Below are 15603 nucleotides of genomic sequence, written 5' to 3'. Positions count from 1 at the left end.
ATATTATTACCTCATCATCTGCGGGCTCTTCGGCAGAGGCTTAACCTTCGATGCCTCTTCCCAGTCCGCCTCATAGATATGCAGCGAATTGCAGAAATCTACCACCTTTAAAAGTTTCAGGTTGTTGGGGTCTAGCACCTCCCGTCTTATCATGGTAAGCAAACCGACCATATTGCTGTTCCATGCAGCAAACAGGTCGCGCGAGCGCCACATGCAATGCATCTCGGCATTTCCTTCACCCAGCGCCCTGACCCACAGGCGCTGAAGGCATGGCTGGTCTTCCTTTACGAAAAGGTCGCGTTCCGGTATCCATGTAATAGCCTGCCTGCGGCGCGATACGCCCTGGGGGAGCAGGTCCCTTATTGCCTTCAACTGGTCAACATCCTTTCCGCGAGATGGATAATTTATCAGCCTGTCCATGTAATTATACTCAAATCCCTGCTTTCTCCAGTCATATTCCCTCTCCCACTGCTTCAGGTACTCCTTAACATGCAACTCTTTTGTAGGGAACTGGGGATGCAGCATGGGTTCTGCATACGGGTCACGGATCTCTATTGCAGAACAGATATCCCTTGACATTGGGCCGTACTCGGTCTTTATCTCCATGCCGTGCTTCATGACAAAATTCACGGCTTGTGCCCAGGCGTCTGCAAGACCGACTGCCTGGATAAGGTTAGTTGGAGGATATTTCATAACTATCGCTTCCTGAAATTACGCGTGCTCCTTCGATAGCACTATTTCATAACACCTATTCGAAGGCATATGATTAAAGGTTAACGTTTGGATGAATCCAATGTTATATCCTTTTTGAACAAATCATGATAGCTGGATAATTTCAAAAACCTTATAAGTCCATTTTGCCTACTATGATTTTAAGTGGTGATTTATTTTGTTAAGCGTTAATGAAAAAGCAATGGAAATCGCGGAAGAAATGATGGACTGGTCGGAGGAATTAAAAGTAAAAGTCATTGAACTTAAAAACGGTGCAAAGGTCATAGACTGCGGGATAAACGCCGACGGGGGATACGAAGCGGGTCTCATGTTCACGGAAATCTGCATGGGTGGGTTCGGGGCAAGCTCAATAACAGTGCATAAAGTGAATGAAATCCCGCTTTCTTTCGTGGATATTTTTACAGACCATCCCGCGATATCCTGCCTTGGCGCACAGAAAGCGGGGTGGCGGATAAGCGTGGATAAGTATTTTGCCATGGGTTCCGGCCCTGCAAGGGCGCTCGCGCTCAAGCCAAAGAAAACCTATGAGCGAATAAAGTACGAGGATGATTACGAATATGCCGTTATCGCTCTTGAATCGAACCAGCTCCCTGATGAGAAGGTGATCGAGACAATTGCCGAGGCAAGCCACGTTGAGCCCGCCAATGTAGTAGCTCTTATTGCGCCCACGGCAAGCATGGTGGGTTCTGTGCAGGTCTCTGGACGTGTGGTCGAGACCGCTATATTCAAACTGAACGAACTGGGTTACGATACCACCAAGATAGTGAGCGGCTCGGGATGCGCACCCATTGCGCCTGTGGTCAAGGATGACCTGAAAGCCATGGGCAGCACTAACGACAGTGTGATATACTACGGCTCAGTGTTCCTGACCGTAAGAGGATTTGATGAAGCGTTATTCAAGCAGGTCCCTTCATCCACTTCAAAGGACTATGGAAAACCGTTTTACAGGACTTTCAAGGATGCCGGTTATGATTTCTTCAAGATAGATGCCAACGTCTTCGCTCCCGCGGAGATTACGGTAAACGACCTCGAAACTGGTATGACCTACCATGCAGGTCACCTGAATGGGGAAGTGATTCTGGAATCCTATGGTATAAGCGGGATCTAGCTATATTCACGCCAGGTCATCCCGCACTTGGTGCACCGGAAGAACCTGACTTCACTTTCATCAGCCGCACGAAGTTGGCGCAACCACCAGTATGCGGTGTCATTCCCGCACTCTTCGCATCTTGCCCGGGTGGTTGGCATTCCCATCTCCCTCTGCTCCAATACCGTTACTTCGCGCTCATTCCTTTCGGTCTTTGAGATAAATCCTTTTTTAATTTCTTGTTCAAATCCGCATTTCCTGCATTTAAAAACATTCTTTGCAGGTATCATCATGCTTTTGCAATTAGGACAGAATTCCATTGATATCACTCTTAGCTTCTTCTATGATCTTATTATGATCAAATGCCAGTTCTGGTATTTCATTAAGACAAGAGAGCTTGATATCCTTAGCATCCGAACCAGCTTTAAGGTTTCCACTCCCGGTGGCGAGGAAACACACAGAAACTGTGTGGCCTCTCGGGTCACGCGAAGGGTCAGAATACACGCCCAGGAGCTTGATAAGCCTGATATCAAGCCCTGTTTCCTCCTTTGCCTCTCGGGCAGCCGCAGCTTCAACCGTCTCCCCTACCTCCACGAAACCGCCCGGGAGTGCGAAATGATCCCTGTAGGGCGCATTCTTGCGTTTTATGAGAACAATTTTACCTTCGTATATTATTAGTGCATCCACGGTCAGGAGAGGCGTCACTGGTTTCATTATTTATTTCCTCAATATTATCGTCAGGATATCATTATCATAAAGTACGTGGTCAAGACCCGTGCGTTGCCCTTTGTGTTTTGCGGAATCGCCCCAGATCTGTGCGTACCTGAACCTGTTCCTGAAATCACGGTGGAGCTTGTCGCATATATCGCCAATTGTGGAGCCGTATCTTACAATCAGGGGTTCGTTCAGGTCGGGCGGCTGCCCCTGGGGTTTCAGGAAAATCCTGATGAACCCGAGTTCCTGATACAGCTTTTCTTTAAGTTCTTCGATATGGACTTTCTTATCAGCCGAAATGAGAAGAGCATCAGGGAATTTCTCATTGCATTCTTCGAGCATTTGTTCATCTGCGAGGTCGATCTTGTTAATTACCACGATAGCAGGTATGTATTTACGGTTGCCCAGTATGGCATCGATCAACTGGTCGATGGTTATATTTTCACGTATCACAACATTTGCGTTATGAATCCTGTACTCTCCCAATATCACTTTTATTGTATCATCATCGAGATTTAGATCTACCGTGCTGTTTACGCTTATGCCGCCCTTTGGTTTTTTCACGATAGTTACATCAGGCGGTCTTGAATTGACACGTATCCCTGCATCATACAGTTCCTGAACAAGAATATCATGGTGAACTGGCTGGAAAACATCAAGCAGTATCACCGCCAGGTCTGCGTTCCTTACCACCGCGAGGACTTCTTTGCCCCTTCCCCTTCCTGAGGCAGCGCCTTTTGTAAGACCGGGCACGTCCAGTATCTGGATAGTGGCCCCTTTGTATTCAAGCGCCCCTGGCACTACATCGAGAGTGGTGAATTCATATGCAGCAACCTGCGACTCTGTTCCCGTAAGGCTGTTCAACAATGTGCTTTTTCCCACGGAGGGGAACCCGACAAGTACGACTGATGCATCCCCGGATTTCTTGACGGAAAAGCCTTCCCCTCCTGATTTGGAGGATGCCCTCTTCAACGCAGTTTCCTTGAGAAAGGCAAGTTTTCCTTTTAACCGACCTATGTGATGTTCGGTGGCCTTATTGTACTTGGTCTTGCTTATTTCTTCTTCGATCGCCTTTATCTCTTCTTCGAGTGTCATTTTTTGTCTAATAGCAGAGGCCAAAGCAAAAAGGATTTGGATGATAACAGCTTCTTATGGTCAAGATGCAGGCTTTAATTGACTATCTGGGATCAAAGACCGATGAAACAATAAAGACACTTGATGGGCTTGTTCGAATTCCCACGCAGGTCCCGCCGGGTGAGAACTATGGAAAGATCATGGAACTCATGGCGCAAAAGCTTGAGAACCTTGACTTCACGGTGGAGACCGTGGTAATGCCGCGCCAATTATTCGAGGAAAAAAATCCAAGGCTTTCTCATCTGGCAGGCGAGCGCATGAACCTGTCTGCAAGACTGGATGTCGGAGCGCCAAAAAACCTTTTGATAAATACTCACCTTGATGTTGTGCCCGCAAGCAATAGCTGGAGCGTGCCGCCGTTTGAATGCACTATTAAGAATGGCAGCATCTTCGGGCGCGGCGTGGCTGACTCAAAGGGTGGACCAGCTGCGCTTTTGACTGTTCTCTCGGCAATGAAGGAACTGGACATTAAACCAAAGTACAACCTGAATATTGCCCTGACCACTGATGAAGAGATGGGGCCGTATTCTGGCCTGTGCTATCTGGCCGACCTGGGGAAACTGAAAGCGGATTATTTCCTGAGTATGGACGGGGACAGCGATGATATCACTATAGCATCCAATGGGAACGTGGACTGGCAGATAGACGTCTTGGGGAGATCGTATCACAGCGGTAGCAGTTTTCTTGGTGTGAATGCTATCGAGAGATCCATCCCGGTCATGAACGAATTGATGGAACTGAAGGCCAAGATTGAGAGAAGACGTTCAAAGGTACCGACAAGCACGGTAATAAGTCAGAAAACCGGGATAAATACCCTTTTGCCAGTCCTCAATATCACTGTGATAAACGCAGGTGTGAAACAAAATATCGTCCCGGACCGTTGCACGATGAAAGGTGACCGCCGCTATATCCCGGAAGAGAAGTTCGATGAGGTATGCAGGGAGATGAATGCAGCAATCTCACGCGTCAGGGAAAAGCATCCTGATATTGATCTAAAGTTGAGCTGCGATGATATCTACGCTCCCATGCTGACTGACATGAATCATCCATGGGTGAAGGAAGTCCAGAATGTGGCAACCGAGGTTGCAGGCAGGGAGGTCAGGCTTGCAGGGGCACAGGGAAGCCTTGACGTGGCTTATGCCGCGAAGGTAACGGGGCTGCCAGCATGCTGTTTTGGACTTGGGAGAAGGCTTGAGAGCAATGCCCATGCAGACGATGAGAATATCCGGGTGGATGATCTGGAAATGTTTACGAAATTTTTGGGGAGGTTGATTTGTTGATAAAGGATATGTCCAAATTATTCCTCAATAAAATCCACTATTTTACAAGCTGTATTCCCCTTCCCATTGTCCAGAAACCAATCAATCCCATCACAAACATATAGCCTGAGGAATAGATAAGGGGAATGATCGAGTTAAAGAATGGGGAAAATGCCTGTGCCATAGCCCTGTTTATGTCAGGCTGTCCTGAAGTAAGTGTGCTGGACACCTGTGGAGAGTCAAGGGCCGGGTATGGTGATTTCATGTAGGAATATGCCTCATAAAATGTGAAAAGCAAAATCGCAAGGCCAATAAAAATTATAATAACTCCGAGCATTTTTAGATGTTTTTCCTGCATACTTATTTCAATATTCAGGATTGTATTTAAAAATATCGACAATTATGAAATGACAATTGTTTTATAGATTGCATAATATCAATGATGCCCATGACTCACGACTACAGAGCGCTTGGATTGAAATCGGGGCTTGAGATTCACCAGCAGCTGGACACAAAAGAAAAGCTGTTCTGCGGATGCCCTACGCTTCTTCATGACACCAAGGATTCCATTTTTGAGTTTTCCAGGTATCTTCGTCCCACGCAGAGCGAGATGGGGGTGGTTGACAGGGCGGCGCTTGAGGAAGTAAAACTCACAAAAAAATTCATCTATAAAGCATACGACACCACCTGTCTTGTGGAGAATGACGAAGAGCCGCCGCGCGAATTGAACCAGGAGGCTCTTGATTATGCGCTCATGATCGCAAGATTGCTGAATATGAATATCGTTGAAGAGCTCTACACCATGAGGAAAATTGTCATAGATGGCTCAAACACATCGGGTTTCCAGAGAACCGGCCTTGTGGCCACAAAAGGATATCTGGATTCGTCTTCTGGCCGGGTGGGGATAGACGTGCTGTGCCTTGAGGAAGAGGCGGCGCAGAAAGTTGAAGATAAAGGGGATTCTGTGGTATATTCACTCGACCGCCTGGGCATTCCACTGGTTGAGATCGGTACTGCTCCGGATATAATATCACCACAGCATGCAAGAGAGGTTGCAGAAAAGCTCGGCATGATATTGCGTTCAACAGGGAAAGTGAAACGCGGCCTGGGCACCATAAGGCAGGATATCAATATTTCGATAACAGAGGGAGCGAGGGTCGAAATCAAAGGAGTGCAGGACCTTTCAATGATCGAAACGATAGTGGAGCAGGAAGTTAAAAGACAGGTCGCCCTTCTGGAAATAAAAAAGGAACTCAATGAACGGAATGCAGCAGTAACTGATGATATCATGGACGTGACATCAATTTTTGCAGATACGAGTTCAAAAGTGATACAAAAGGCACTGAAGGTAGGCGTGGTGTTTGCGGTAAATCTTCCAGGATTTGGCGGTTTTGTTGGGAGGGAAGTTCAGCCCGGTAGGAGATTCGGGACAGAGTTATCGGACCGGGCAAAAAAATCCGGCGTTGGAGGCATATTCCACACGGATGAACTTCCAAATTACGGTATAACCGAAGATGAAACGGGTGTTCTCAGGAGAGCCGTGGGTGCGCAGGATAACGATTGTGTGGTAATGGTCGCAGATGCCAGAGAGAAGGCCAGGGGGGCACTGGAAGCTGTTATTGTCCGGGCAAGAGAGGCACTGGTGTGCGTTCCCGAGGAAACAAGGCGAGCGCTTCCAGATGGTAATTCGGCTTATATGAGACCCCTTCCGGGAGCGGCACGCATGTACCCTGAGACTGATGTCCCACCTGTCGTGATCACAGAAGAAAGGATTGAAGATATAAAATTGCCTGAGCTTATTGAAGATCGCATGGCGAGGTACCAGAAAAAGTTTGCCCTGGGTGAAGAGCTTGCAGCCCTGATCGCCCGTTCACGCAACTTTGTTCTTTTTGAAAATATCATGCGGCAGGCGCCTGGCGCCAGTTCGACCATAGTGGTGCGCACGCTTGAAACAACACTTTATGAACTTGAAAAAGAAGGTGTGCCGGTGCATAATATCATAGAAGCGAATCTTATCCAGCTTTTCAAGCTTCATGCTGATGGAAAGATACCGAATGAAGCGATCGGCAGTGTCCTGAAAATCATAGCCAGTAAGCCAGAATTGGCGGTGGATAAAGCAGTTCAAACACTGGGCATAGGGGTGGAAACTGGAGCATTAGAGACTGTTATCGATAAAATCATAGAATCCAAGATGGATTTTATTATGGAAAAAGGATTGAATTCTGCGGGACCATTGATGGGAGTGGTCATGAAAGAGCTGCGGGGTAAGGTTAGCGGTCAGGAAGTGAGCAAGCTGCTGAACGAAAAAATCTCAAAAATTGTGGGGTCAAAATGAATTCTACCTGTATGTTACTCATGAAAAAAGTTTTGATAATTTGGGTTACGATTTTCTTATTGTCAGGGATTGCTTTTGCAGTCTCTGAAGTGTCATTTAATGATGTCAATAGGCCTCAGAGTGCAATCCTTTTTATTGTGGATGGATTTGGTTCATCGTACTATTATCCGGAATTCAAAGCTTTGAGCCTTGATGGGAGCGAGCTTCCAAAAGCAAATACCAGAAACCTTATCTCGGGTACAAGGATACTCAATATCAAGACTTCCCAACCTGTTACTGGGATAGCTCATTCCATAATTGTCACTGGTTACTCAGGAGCGAACGAGGAGATAGTGGGTTACCCCGAAGCCACCATATACGATATCACAAGGCAGCATGGTTTTTCTAATCTGGCCGTTATGGAAACAGGAGATTTTTCGAACATGCGAGAGGAGCAGGATATAATTCTGTTCATGGAGAATAATTCGATCGATGAACCGCAGTTATCGCTACAGGCAAAAGCGGCGCCATCCGGCGTTTATGAATTAATGAACGATTGGAAGATGAAACTCCCAGAATATTTGAATAAACGGGCAGGCGTGGAGAGATATTCAGCATACAACAAATGGGGAATCGATGCGGCCAATGCTGTTGCAGAATCAATGATAAAGAACCACCCGGCGCAGAAGTTCTTTTTGACATTGAATGTGGGCGCGATAGATAGCGGTGGTCATAATCTTGGAGAGGATGATTATGTTAGCTTGATCGAAGACCTTGATAGGGATTTCTATCCTCTTTACAAAACAGCATCGGAGAACAGGATCGCCATATTTTTCACTGCAGACCACGGGATGTCCTTTGCCAAAAAAGACGCGCAAAGAGGCGGGCACTCGTCGGATAAATACTCATCCAGGCAGGAAAGCCTGAGGATACCATTTGTTATATTTTCTCCAAATTCCAGAGTTGGCGTTGTAAGTGGGGAGTACGATCAGGAAGATATCGCGCCAACGATCCTCAATGTTCTTGACCTTCCCAACCATCTCCAATACGCGGACGGCGGGTCCATTAAGATAAAAAATTATGCAAGTATCTTTGTAAAAGCAGACAATAAATATCAGGTTTCATTGTGGAATGATGGCCAGAAATTATCAGAACGCGGAGATTCTGAGCTTATTTTTGCGGGGCTTCCTCTGAACACCAGCTATACGCTCAAAGCATCCGGCGCTGAGATTGCATATGAAGAGCACATATTCCTTGATTCTGACAAGAATTTGAATTTTTATAGAAAGGAATCTGTATTCAATTACAACAGAATTTTTGCGATTATTTTAATATTAATTGTCATGGCAGCCGGTTTTATCGTCATTAGAAAGATGAAGGATTGAGCATACTGCTGGATATAGCAGTTCGACAATAAGTGAACCTTCAATCGTCGATTGTGCCCATGCATGCATGTTTTTTGCCAAAATCGACCGCAAAAGATTTAAGTACAGCCCTATGTACAAGGTATGTAATCCATAACGGGATTAAATAGAGGGTGATGAAATCGCCTTGGACGGCAGTCATTAAACATGTCGGTTCGGACAAGACGGTTTAGCGATGGCGGCGGAGCTAAAAGTTCTGCCTTTGATTACTATCACTCTTGCCGTTAAGTCGGCATCTCGAAGGAGAACATAAACCATATAGAATATGGAGGAAAGAATAATGAGTAAAAGAATAACAACAGTTGCATTAGCTGTGTTAATGTTAGCAATAGCATTACCTGCAAATGCAGCTATACAGGCGACCAGCGTGGAAATCCGCGGAGCTGTCGTTTCAGTACCAGGCAGTCTTACCGATGCCACGCCTCGTTTCTGGGACGCTAATAACTTTGCAGGATTCTGGTACGATCTAAAAGATAACTTAATGACAGAGAATCTATCGGTCCTGTCAGTAGGTCCTTCAACTAGGTCCATTTCTGGAATTGCCGGATCAGAACAGTTGATTTATACAACGACAAAAACTTTCAAGACTTTGAAAGTGATTGAAAATGGTAAGATCAACGCCACAGATTCTGATATGCTAAAGATCAATGCCAGTGGAACAGGAAAATATCCTATCCTAGGCTGGCAGGCACAGCCCTACATACCGGTAAAATCCAATGCTAAGAAATTAGCCAAGCTTATAATCGAGCAGGGCAATGCCACTAATGAAAAGAAGTCACTGACGGTCGGAGAGACCTGGGACATTGGAGATGGCTGGACATTATCAGCCCAGAGCATTGATGCCAAGGCAAGTCCAAGACAGGCATGGCTTGTCCTAAGCAAGGACGGCGTCAAGAAAGACGATAAGGTAATTGGACAGGGCGGAGTTTATACCTACATAGAGAAAAGCTTTGCAGGCGAGACAGATGTTCCGTTGTTCGTTACATATGTCGACAGCGTATTTGCTGGTGCCACAAGCGATATGGTGCAGCTGAGATATACATGGGCAATAGGTACGTCAGTCATAGAAGTTAAGAGTGCTGATGTATTTGGCAACATGGAAGTAACTCAAGCGGGTGCCGATACCCTTATACTGAAGAACAAAGACAAATCAGTGGACCTTACACAGGATGGAACTGTTGACATCATGGGTGATATGAAGTTCAGAGTGGCAGACAGCGCCACCGATTTGAGATATTACCCAATGGTAGTAAGAACTACTCCTGGAACATATGAGGTACGCGGCTCGGTCATTTCAGTACCAAACAGTCTTAGCGATACCACGCAACGCTTCTGGGATGCTTCAAACTTTGCAGGATTCTGGTATGATCTAAAGAATAACTTAATGACAGAGAATCTATCGGTCGTTAGCGTCTCCAATAGAAACATTGATGGAGCTAATGAAAATTTGACTTACACAACGACCAAAACTTTCAAGACTTTGAAAGTGATCGAAAATAATAAGGTCAACAAGACAGACTCTGATATGCTGAAGATCAATGCCACTGGAACCGGACAATATCCTATCATAGGCTGGCAGGCACAGCCCTACATACCCGTAAAAGCCAATGCTAAGAAATTAGCCAAGCTTATAATCGAGCAGGGCAATGCCACTAATGAAAAGAAGTCACTGACGGTCGGAGAGACCTGGGACATTGGAGATGGCTGGACATTATCAGCCCAGAGCATTGATGCCAAAGCAACTCCAAGACAGGCATGGCTTGTCCTAAGCAAGGACGGCGTCAAGAAAGACGATAAGGTAATTGCACAGGGCGGAGTTTATACCTATATAGAGAAGAGCTTTGCAGGCGAGACAGATGTTCCATTGTTCGTTACCTATGTCGACAGCGTATTTGCTGGTGCCACAAGCGATATGGTGCAGTTGAGATATACATGGGCGATAGGTACGTCAGTCACAGAAGTTAAGAGTGCTGATGTATTTGGCAACATGGAAGTAACAAGTGCAGGTGCCGATACCCTTGTACTGAAGAACAAAGATAAATCAGTGGACCTTACCCAGGACGGAACTGTTGACATCATGGGTGAAATGAAGTTCAGAGTGGCAGACAGCGCCACCGATTTGAGGTACTACCCAGTGGTAGATTACCAGATCGGCGCTGGTCCAGGACCAACAGGCACGGGAGTCACAGTCACAGGATCTGTTACACCAACTGGAACAGGTATGAAGCCAACGGGCAATGCTACCGTCGCAGCAACAGTAGTTGAAACAACGGCACCGGCGGTCACTGAGACAGCCAAGCCAGCAGCAGCAACAGCGACTCCAAAAGAGCCTGGATTCCAGGCAGTCTTCGCGATCGCAGGATTGCTCGCAGTAGCTTACCTCGTGTTGAGACAGAGAAAGTAAATAAATAAAATCGAAGGGAGAGATCCCTTCACCTTTTCTTTTTTAGATTGCTTTAATAATAAACCATGCAATATTGAAGTGATGTTCAAATTGCCTAGGATTGAAAAAGATTTATTAAATTACGATTTAACGAATTTTCCCTCAGTCGTTATTCTGGCCTTAATATTTTTCATTTCACGTATCCCTTTCATAAACCTCGGTTTCAGCACTTTCAGTTCTAAAACTGATTATGACACGCTGTCAGTGGTGAATTCAGCATTTCTTATCAGATATAATCATGTTTATACCGTGTCACGCTTCCCAGGATACCCACTTTACGAATTTGCGAATGCACTTTTCATTCAGAATGGCTGGATTGCCACAAACACTGCAACAATGATTGTTTCGTTTATATCAGTAGTAGTTTTTGGCAAGATATTGAACATTTTTAAAATAGAAAATAGAGCATTACTCGTAATTGCTTTTGCCTTTTTCCCTCTTCTATGGATAAATAGCGTGATAACCATGGATTATATGTGGGCTCTTATGTTCATTTTGCTGGGGAGCTATCTTGCATTCAAGTCTAAATATTCCATTGCAGGAATTGCCATTGGATTTTCAGTTGGAATGAGGTTCACCTCAGCATTTATGATAATTCCTATTCTATTTTGGGCTTTTTCGGAAAAAGGAAATATCAGGGAAGCCTTAGCTTTCGTGTCTATATCTGTCATTACAGCATTGTTATTGTTCTGGCCCGTATTCAGCAAATATGAACTTGAATTTCTTCACGGCTCCGGATATCTCTCTACTACTCCCATCATGAAGCCCATATCCATGCTTTCTGTTTCCGTTGGAGTATCATTTAATAACATGATTATGGAATTATTTGGTATAGTTGCCTTAATATTTCTCATTTTTTTTGTGATATTCAGTCCTAAAAATAGACAGTTCATTGAGCGCAAACAATTATTGAATTTCTGTTGGTTGACGGGGTTTATCTTTGTTTCATCCTATTTCATTTTTCCGTACAAGGTTCCCTACCTGATTCCAATAATTCCATGGGGCTTGATCGCAATTAATGAAAAACTGATGAAGCCATATGCAATTATGGTATGTATTTTGTTATTATTGAACAGCATAGTAGCAGTCGAGATTGTAAATGATGGAACTCCACACATCAGATTGGCTGCAGGGACAGTCATCAAAAATTATGAAGATAGAAAAATCTCAGGTTTGGAACAATCCAAAAGATACATGGAATCGCTGACGGAATTGTCAAAAAATATGAAATAACATATAGTTCTTAGTAATCCAACATATCGCGGTTAATGGTATGCTAATCAAATTATTTTTCTAACAATGAAAATCATTAAATAATTGGAGAATGGATCACGATATTTTTTGGTCTTTTCCAGACTTCTCACTCGGAGAGCCGCAGCAATATGCCTGAGCGCCTTGCCCTCATGATCGCTCTGTCAAGCGCGATAATGCCTGCCGCGAAATAAAATATAGCCAGGGCAAATCCGAGAGTTACATTTGCGGCACCGAAGCCGTAAAATGAACGCATGTATTCAAGGAAATAAGTAAGCGGGATTGCGCGTGCAATCACCTGGATACTTTCCGGAAGCACTGTAACAGGATAATAAATCCCGCAGATGAACATCATTATGCCGGTCATTGTCCATGCGGCCACTTCAGCGCGCTGGCCGAACAGGAGGATTGAGATGCAAACCAGAATACCTATAGCTGCAGAGGTCAGGAAAAGCCCTGCTAAAAAAACAATAATGGGTATCACACCTGCAGCAAAAAAATTAAAACCGAACGCATAAAAGCTGAGTATAACCAGGATAATGGAGACAATAGTCCCTCTTAATATGCCGAAGAGGAGTGAACCGATAATCAGGTGATAGCCCCTTACAGGCGCTATGAAGGTATGTTTTATGCTTTTGCTCCACATATCAAAAAGCATAACATACGCGACATCAATCTGGCATACCTGAACAATGCTGAATGCGATCGCACCTATAAGGATGAAAGAAATGGCATTGGGGCTCATTGATAAAAAATTAGCCATAAGGCCTATGGACATAAGGCCTATGAATGGCCAGAATAAGACTTCAAATATGGTAAAAAAATTCCTTTTAGCCATTATCCAGCTTTTGTAAAAAGAAGCGGCAAACCTGCCCGACTCAATTCCGGCATCGAACATTCAATCCTCCAAGTCTTCTTTCTTGCTTTGTGACAATTTGGGCAGCGTTATATTAAATGTGCTTCCCTTGCTATTACTCTCTGCCCAGATGGAACCGAAGTGTTTTTCTATTATGCTCCTGCATATCGAAAGTCCAAGACCGACTCCCCCGTATTTTCTACTAGTTGAACCATCTACCTGGTAGAACCTGTCAAATATGCGGTCAAGTTTATCAGAGGGGATACCGATGCCCGTATCTATTATTCGGATAATGATACCTTTTGGGCCATCAAATGCAGTAATTGTTATAATTCCTTTTTGCGGTGTGAATTTTACCGCATTGATAAGCAGGTTTATTATCACCTGGATGAGTCTTCCTTCATCCCCCCAGACTTTCGGAAGCTGTTTCATATCAAGGATTATCGAGATTTCCTTCTCTTTTGCCAGGGGCTGAATGTCCTTGATGGATCTTGAGATAATCTCATTTATTGAAGTTAGACCGAATTGAAGTCCAAACTTATTTTTTTCTAGATATGCTGTGTCCAGTAATTCTTTGATCAACCCGATCAGCCTGTTTGAGTTCCGAAGGATGGCTTCCAGGCTCTTTTTTTGCTGGTCATTGATCCTGCCCACTGTCCCATCGTGGATCAATTCAGCAAATCCTTTAATCGATGTCAGAGGTGTAAATAATTCATGGGTTATATTCGAGATGAATTCAGTCTTTATTCTATCGGCTTCCTTGAGAGATTCGTAGGATTTTTCTAATTTTTCATTGTATTCCTTGAGCTTCTGTTCCATCTTCCTTTTTTCAGTTATATCCCCTGCAATGCCGTGGATTGCATTTACCCTGCCATCCTTCTTAATAACCCTTGTTTTTATCTCACCCCACCTGTGCTCCCCGTTCTTGCGGATCACTTCAAGGATTATTGGTTGGTTCCAGGGTTCGCCTGATATTTGTCTTGTCAGGAGTTCCTGAGCTATTATAGAACTCTCCGGTGTCAGCCATCTTGATATATGAGATCCTATAACTTCTTCCTCTATTCCTCCAAATATATCCAGTCCCGCATTATTTATTTCTTTGAAGTAACCCTCTGTATCCATTGTGTACATGGGGTCGTCGGCGTTCTCAAAGAGGTCCCTGTACCTGACCTCGGATTCTTTCAGATTCAATTCAAGTTTCTTATTTTCTGAGATGTCCTTACTGATCCCTATATATTTTATTTTTCCATCAAATTCTGTTTTCGCAGGGGATAGATATATATATTTTATTTCCCCTTTTTTTGTTCTAATTTTAGTTTCATAAGGAATCTCGATCCCATTTTGAATCTCACTCCAGCGTTCCTGCATAAATTCCAGCATATCTTCGGGGATTATCTTTGTGAAAACCTGGCCGATTATTTCTTCTCTCGGCCAGCCTAGGATGTCAAAGAGCGAATCATTGCCGAACTCAAATCTGCCCTGATCATCCACCACTGCTATTCCATCAAGCGAAGATTCAATTATTGCCCTCAGATATCTCTCAGAATTATATAATTTTTTATGTGTTTCATTTATTTTCTCTTCAAGCTGCTCCTTGTATTTATTAAGTTCCAGAACATTATCTTTCAATTGGCCGCATATTCTTGCATTCTGGACCACTGAAGAAGCCTGTGATGCTGCAATTGTAACAAAATTGATCTCTTCGTCCGTAAACTGATGCGGGTCTGTCATGTAAACATTCAGGAGACCAATGACTTTTTGCCCCTTTTTCATGGGAGCGAATATCTGGGCTGAAAAACCAAGTTCTCTTGCTAAATGTGTCCAGGGTATATTTTTGGGTTCTTCGAAAACGTTCGGAACAGAGTAATATTTTCTTGTGATTAATGCTGTCCCTGAAGGGCTTGAGGATATGAGCACATTTGCTTTTTTTGCAGCATTATATACCCTTTCGATATAGTCGCTAGGCAATCCATACGCAGCCACCATCCTCAGTTCATCATTACTTCCATTGACAAGCATGATGGTTCCTGAATGTGCCCTCATCGCTTCGCACATGATTTTCAGTATTTTTGGAAGGATCTCATTAAAATCAAGAGCAATATCTATTGACGAGATATCTGATAGAGCTTTTAATTTGGGGGATTCATTTGTTTCCATATTTTAAAGCTCCGGCTTTTGAGGGAAGGATGCAGAATCAGCGCCTCTTACAAAAAATAAGGAGACTCTGTAGTTGCTACATTCAGATAGGAGTTCTTTGATACTGGAGGACCCTCTTTCTGCGATTTTCCCATACATCATTGGAGACCGTTCTGCAACATGATCGTCTCTGGAAGATACCTTTGCCTGGAAGGCCGGGAAAACAATACTGTTTGAGATGGTAGTGCGATTG

13 protein-coding genes are annotated in these 15603 nt (G+C 44.3%); 6 read left to right on the top strand and 7 right to left on the bottom strand.

All coding sequences use genetic code 11. The features are described 5' to 3' along the window. Positions 1–6 precede the first annotated feature (6 nt). Entirely contained in the window at positions 7–693 is a 687-nt protein-coding gene (locus O8C65_12015; protein ID MCZ7357650.1) for a thymidylate synthase, read from the bottom strand. A 196-nt stretch (positions 694–889) separates the two neighbouring features. Between O8C65_12015 and mch the strand changes: the two genes are divergently transcribed. After that, complete coding sequence (gene mch, locus O8C65_12010; protein ID MCZ7357649.1) at positions 890–1840, top strand: methenyltetrahydromethanopterin cyclohydrolase; 951 nt, start codon at positions 890–892, stop codon at positions 1838–1840. On the opposite strand, the gene O8C65_12005 is transcribed toward mch, so the two are convergent. The 3 genes from O8C65_12005 to O8C65_11995 are packed head-to-tail and all read right to left on the bottom strand — an operon-like array spanning position 1837 to position 3628. Further along, entirely contained in the window at positions 1837–2139 is a 303-nt protein-coding gene (locus O8C65_12005) for a transcription factor S (protein ID MCZ7357648.1), read from the bottom strand. The two genes, mch and O8C65_12005, sit on opposite strands and share 4 nt — an antisense overlap. Continuing rightward, complete coding sequence (locus O8C65_12000; GenBank protein ID MCZ7357647.1) at positions 2123–2533, bottom strand: NUDIX hydrolase; 411 nt, start codon at positions 2531–2533, stop codon at positions 2123–2125. Before O8C65_12000 ends, O8C65_12005 begins: the two co-directional genes overlap by 17 nt. A 3-nt stretch (positions 2534–2536) precedes the next feature. Next, complete coding sequence (locus tag O8C65_11995; protein ID MCZ7357646.1) at positions 2537–3628, bottom strand: GTP-binding protein; 1092 nt, start codon at positions 3626–3628, stop codon at positions 2537–2539. A 56-nt stretch (positions 3629–3684) separates the two neighbouring features. Here O8C65_11995 and O8C65_11990 point away from each other — a divergent pair, with 56 nt between their 5' ends. Further along, positions 3685–4947: an ArgE/DapE family deacylase gene (locus O8C65_11990; GenBank protein MCZ7357645.1), complete on the top strand. Its 1263-nt coding sequence runs from the start codon at positions 3685–3687 to the stop codon at positions 4945–4947. A gap of 37 nt (positions 4948–4984) precedes the next feature. Here the strand turns inward: O8C65_11990 and O8C65_11985 are convergent, their stop codons facing one another. Beyond that, positions 4985–5284: a hypothetical protein gene (locus O8C65_11985; GenBank protein ID MCZ7357644.1), complete on the bottom strand. Its 300-nt coding sequence runs from the start codon at positions 5282–5284 to the stop codon at positions 4985–4987. 90 nt (positions 5285–5374) lie between these two features. Here O8C65_11985 and gatE point away from each other — a divergent pair, with 90 nt between their 5' ends. The 4 genes from gatE (at position 5375) to O8C65_11965 (ending at position 12340) form a co-directional block, all read left to right on the top strand. After that, positions 5375–7261: a Glu-tRNA(Gln) amidotransferase subunit GatE gene (gene gatE, locus O8C65_11980; GenBank protein MCZ7357643.1), complete on the top strand. Its 1887-nt coding sequence runs from the start codon at positions 5375–5377 to the stop codon at positions 7259–7261. Between the two features lie 20 nt (positions 7262–7281). After that, positions 7282–8625: a sulfatase-like hydrolase/transferase gene (locus tag O8C65_11975; protein ID MCZ7357642.1), complete on the top strand. Its 1344-nt coding sequence runs from the start codon at positions 7282–7284 to the stop codon at positions 8623–8625. Between the two features lie 319 nt (positions 8626–8944). Next, complete coding sequence (locus tag O8C65_11970) at positions 8945–11068, top strand: S-layer protein domain-containing protein (GenBank protein ID MCZ7357641.1); 2124 nt, start codon at positions 8945–8947, stop codon at positions 11066–11068. 81 nt (positions 11069–11149) lie between these two features. Continuing rightward, entirely contained in the window at positions 11150–12340 is a 1191-nt protein-coding gene (locus tag O8C65_11965) for a hypothetical protein (GenBank protein MCZ7357640.1), read from the top strand. A gap of 127 nt (positions 12341–12467) precedes the next feature. Here O8C65_11965 and O8C65_11960 read toward each other — a convergent pair whose 3' ends face one another. Together O8C65_11960 and O8C65_11955 are read right to left on the bottom strand one after the other, a co-directional pair. Then, positions 12468–13256 carry an ABC transporter permease gene (locus O8C65_11960; GenBank protein ID MCZ7357639.1) on the bottom strand — a complete coding sequence of 263 codons (789 nt, stop codon included), beginning with the start codon at positions 13254–13256 and terminating at the stop codon, positions 12468–12470. Continuing rightward, entirely contained in the window at positions 13257–15371 is a 2115-nt protein-coding gene (locus tag O8C65_11955; protein ID MCZ7357638.1) for a PAS domain S-box protein, read from the bottom strand. It lies immediately after the preceding gene. Positions 15372–15603 lie beyond the last annotated feature (232 nt).

Origin of the sequence: Candidatus Methanoperedens sp., assembly GCA_027460535.1 — an archaeon.
Classification (GTDB): Archaea; Halobacteriota; Methanosarcinia; order Methanosarcinales; family Methanoperedenaceae; genus Methanoperedens.
Note: the sequence above shows the minus strand (reverse complement) of the source record. Positions and strands in the feature narration are given on the sequence as shown.

What these genes read in the sequence shown, in the direction of transcription:
- O8C65_12015 (MCZ7357650.1), bottom strand. Translation starts at nt 693, where the DNA reads ATGAAATATCCTCCAACTAACCTTATCCAGGCAGTCGGTCTTGCAGAC.
- O8C65_12005 (MCZ7357648.1), bottom strand. Translation starts at nt 2,139, where the DNA reads ATGGAATTCTGTCCTAATTGCAAAAGCATGATGATACCTGCAAAGAAT.
- O8C65_12000 (MCZ7357647.1), bottom strand. Translation starts at nt 2,533, where the DNA reads ATGAAACCAGTGACGCCTCTCCTGACCGTGGATGCACTAATAATATAC.
- O8C65_11995 (MCZ7357646.1), bottom strand. Translation starts at nt 3,628, where the DNA reads ATGACACTCGAAGAAGAGATAAAGGCGATCGAAGAAGAAATAAGCAAG.
- O8C65_11990 (MCZ7357645.1), top strand. Translation starts at nt 3,685, where the DNA reads ATGGTCAAGATGCAGGCTTTAATTGACTATCTGGGATCAAAGACCGAT.
- O8C65_11985 (MCZ7357644.1), bottom strand. Translation starts at nt 5,284, where the DNA reads ATGCAGGAAAAACATCTAAAAATGCTCGGAGTTATTATAATTTTTATT.
- gatE (MCZ7357643.1), top strand. Translation starts at nt 5,375, where the DNA reads ATGACTCACGACTACAGAGCGCTTGGATTGAAATCGGGGCTTGAGATT.
- O8C65_11975 (MCZ7357642.1), top strand. Translation starts at nt 7,282, where the DNA reads ATGAAAAAAGTTTTGATAATTTGGGTTACGATTTTCTTATTGTCAGGG.
- O8C65_11970 (MCZ7357641.1), top strand. Translation starts at nt 8,945, where the DNA reads ATGAGTAAAAGAATAACAACAGTTGCATTAGCTGTGTTAATGTTAGCA.
- O8C65_11965 (MCZ7357640.1), top strand. Translation starts at nt 11,150, where the DNA reads ATGTTCAAATTGCCTAGGATTGAAAAAGATTTATTAAATTACGATTTA.
- O8C65_11960 (MCZ7357639.1), bottom strand. Translation starts at nt 13,256, where the DNA reads ATGTTCGATGCCGGAATTGAGTCGGGCAGGTTTGCCGCTTCTTTTTAC.
- O8C65_11955 (MCZ7357638.1), bottom strand. Translation starts at nt 15,371, where the DNA reads ATGGAAACAAATGAATCCCCCAAATTAAAAGCTCTATCAGATATCTCG.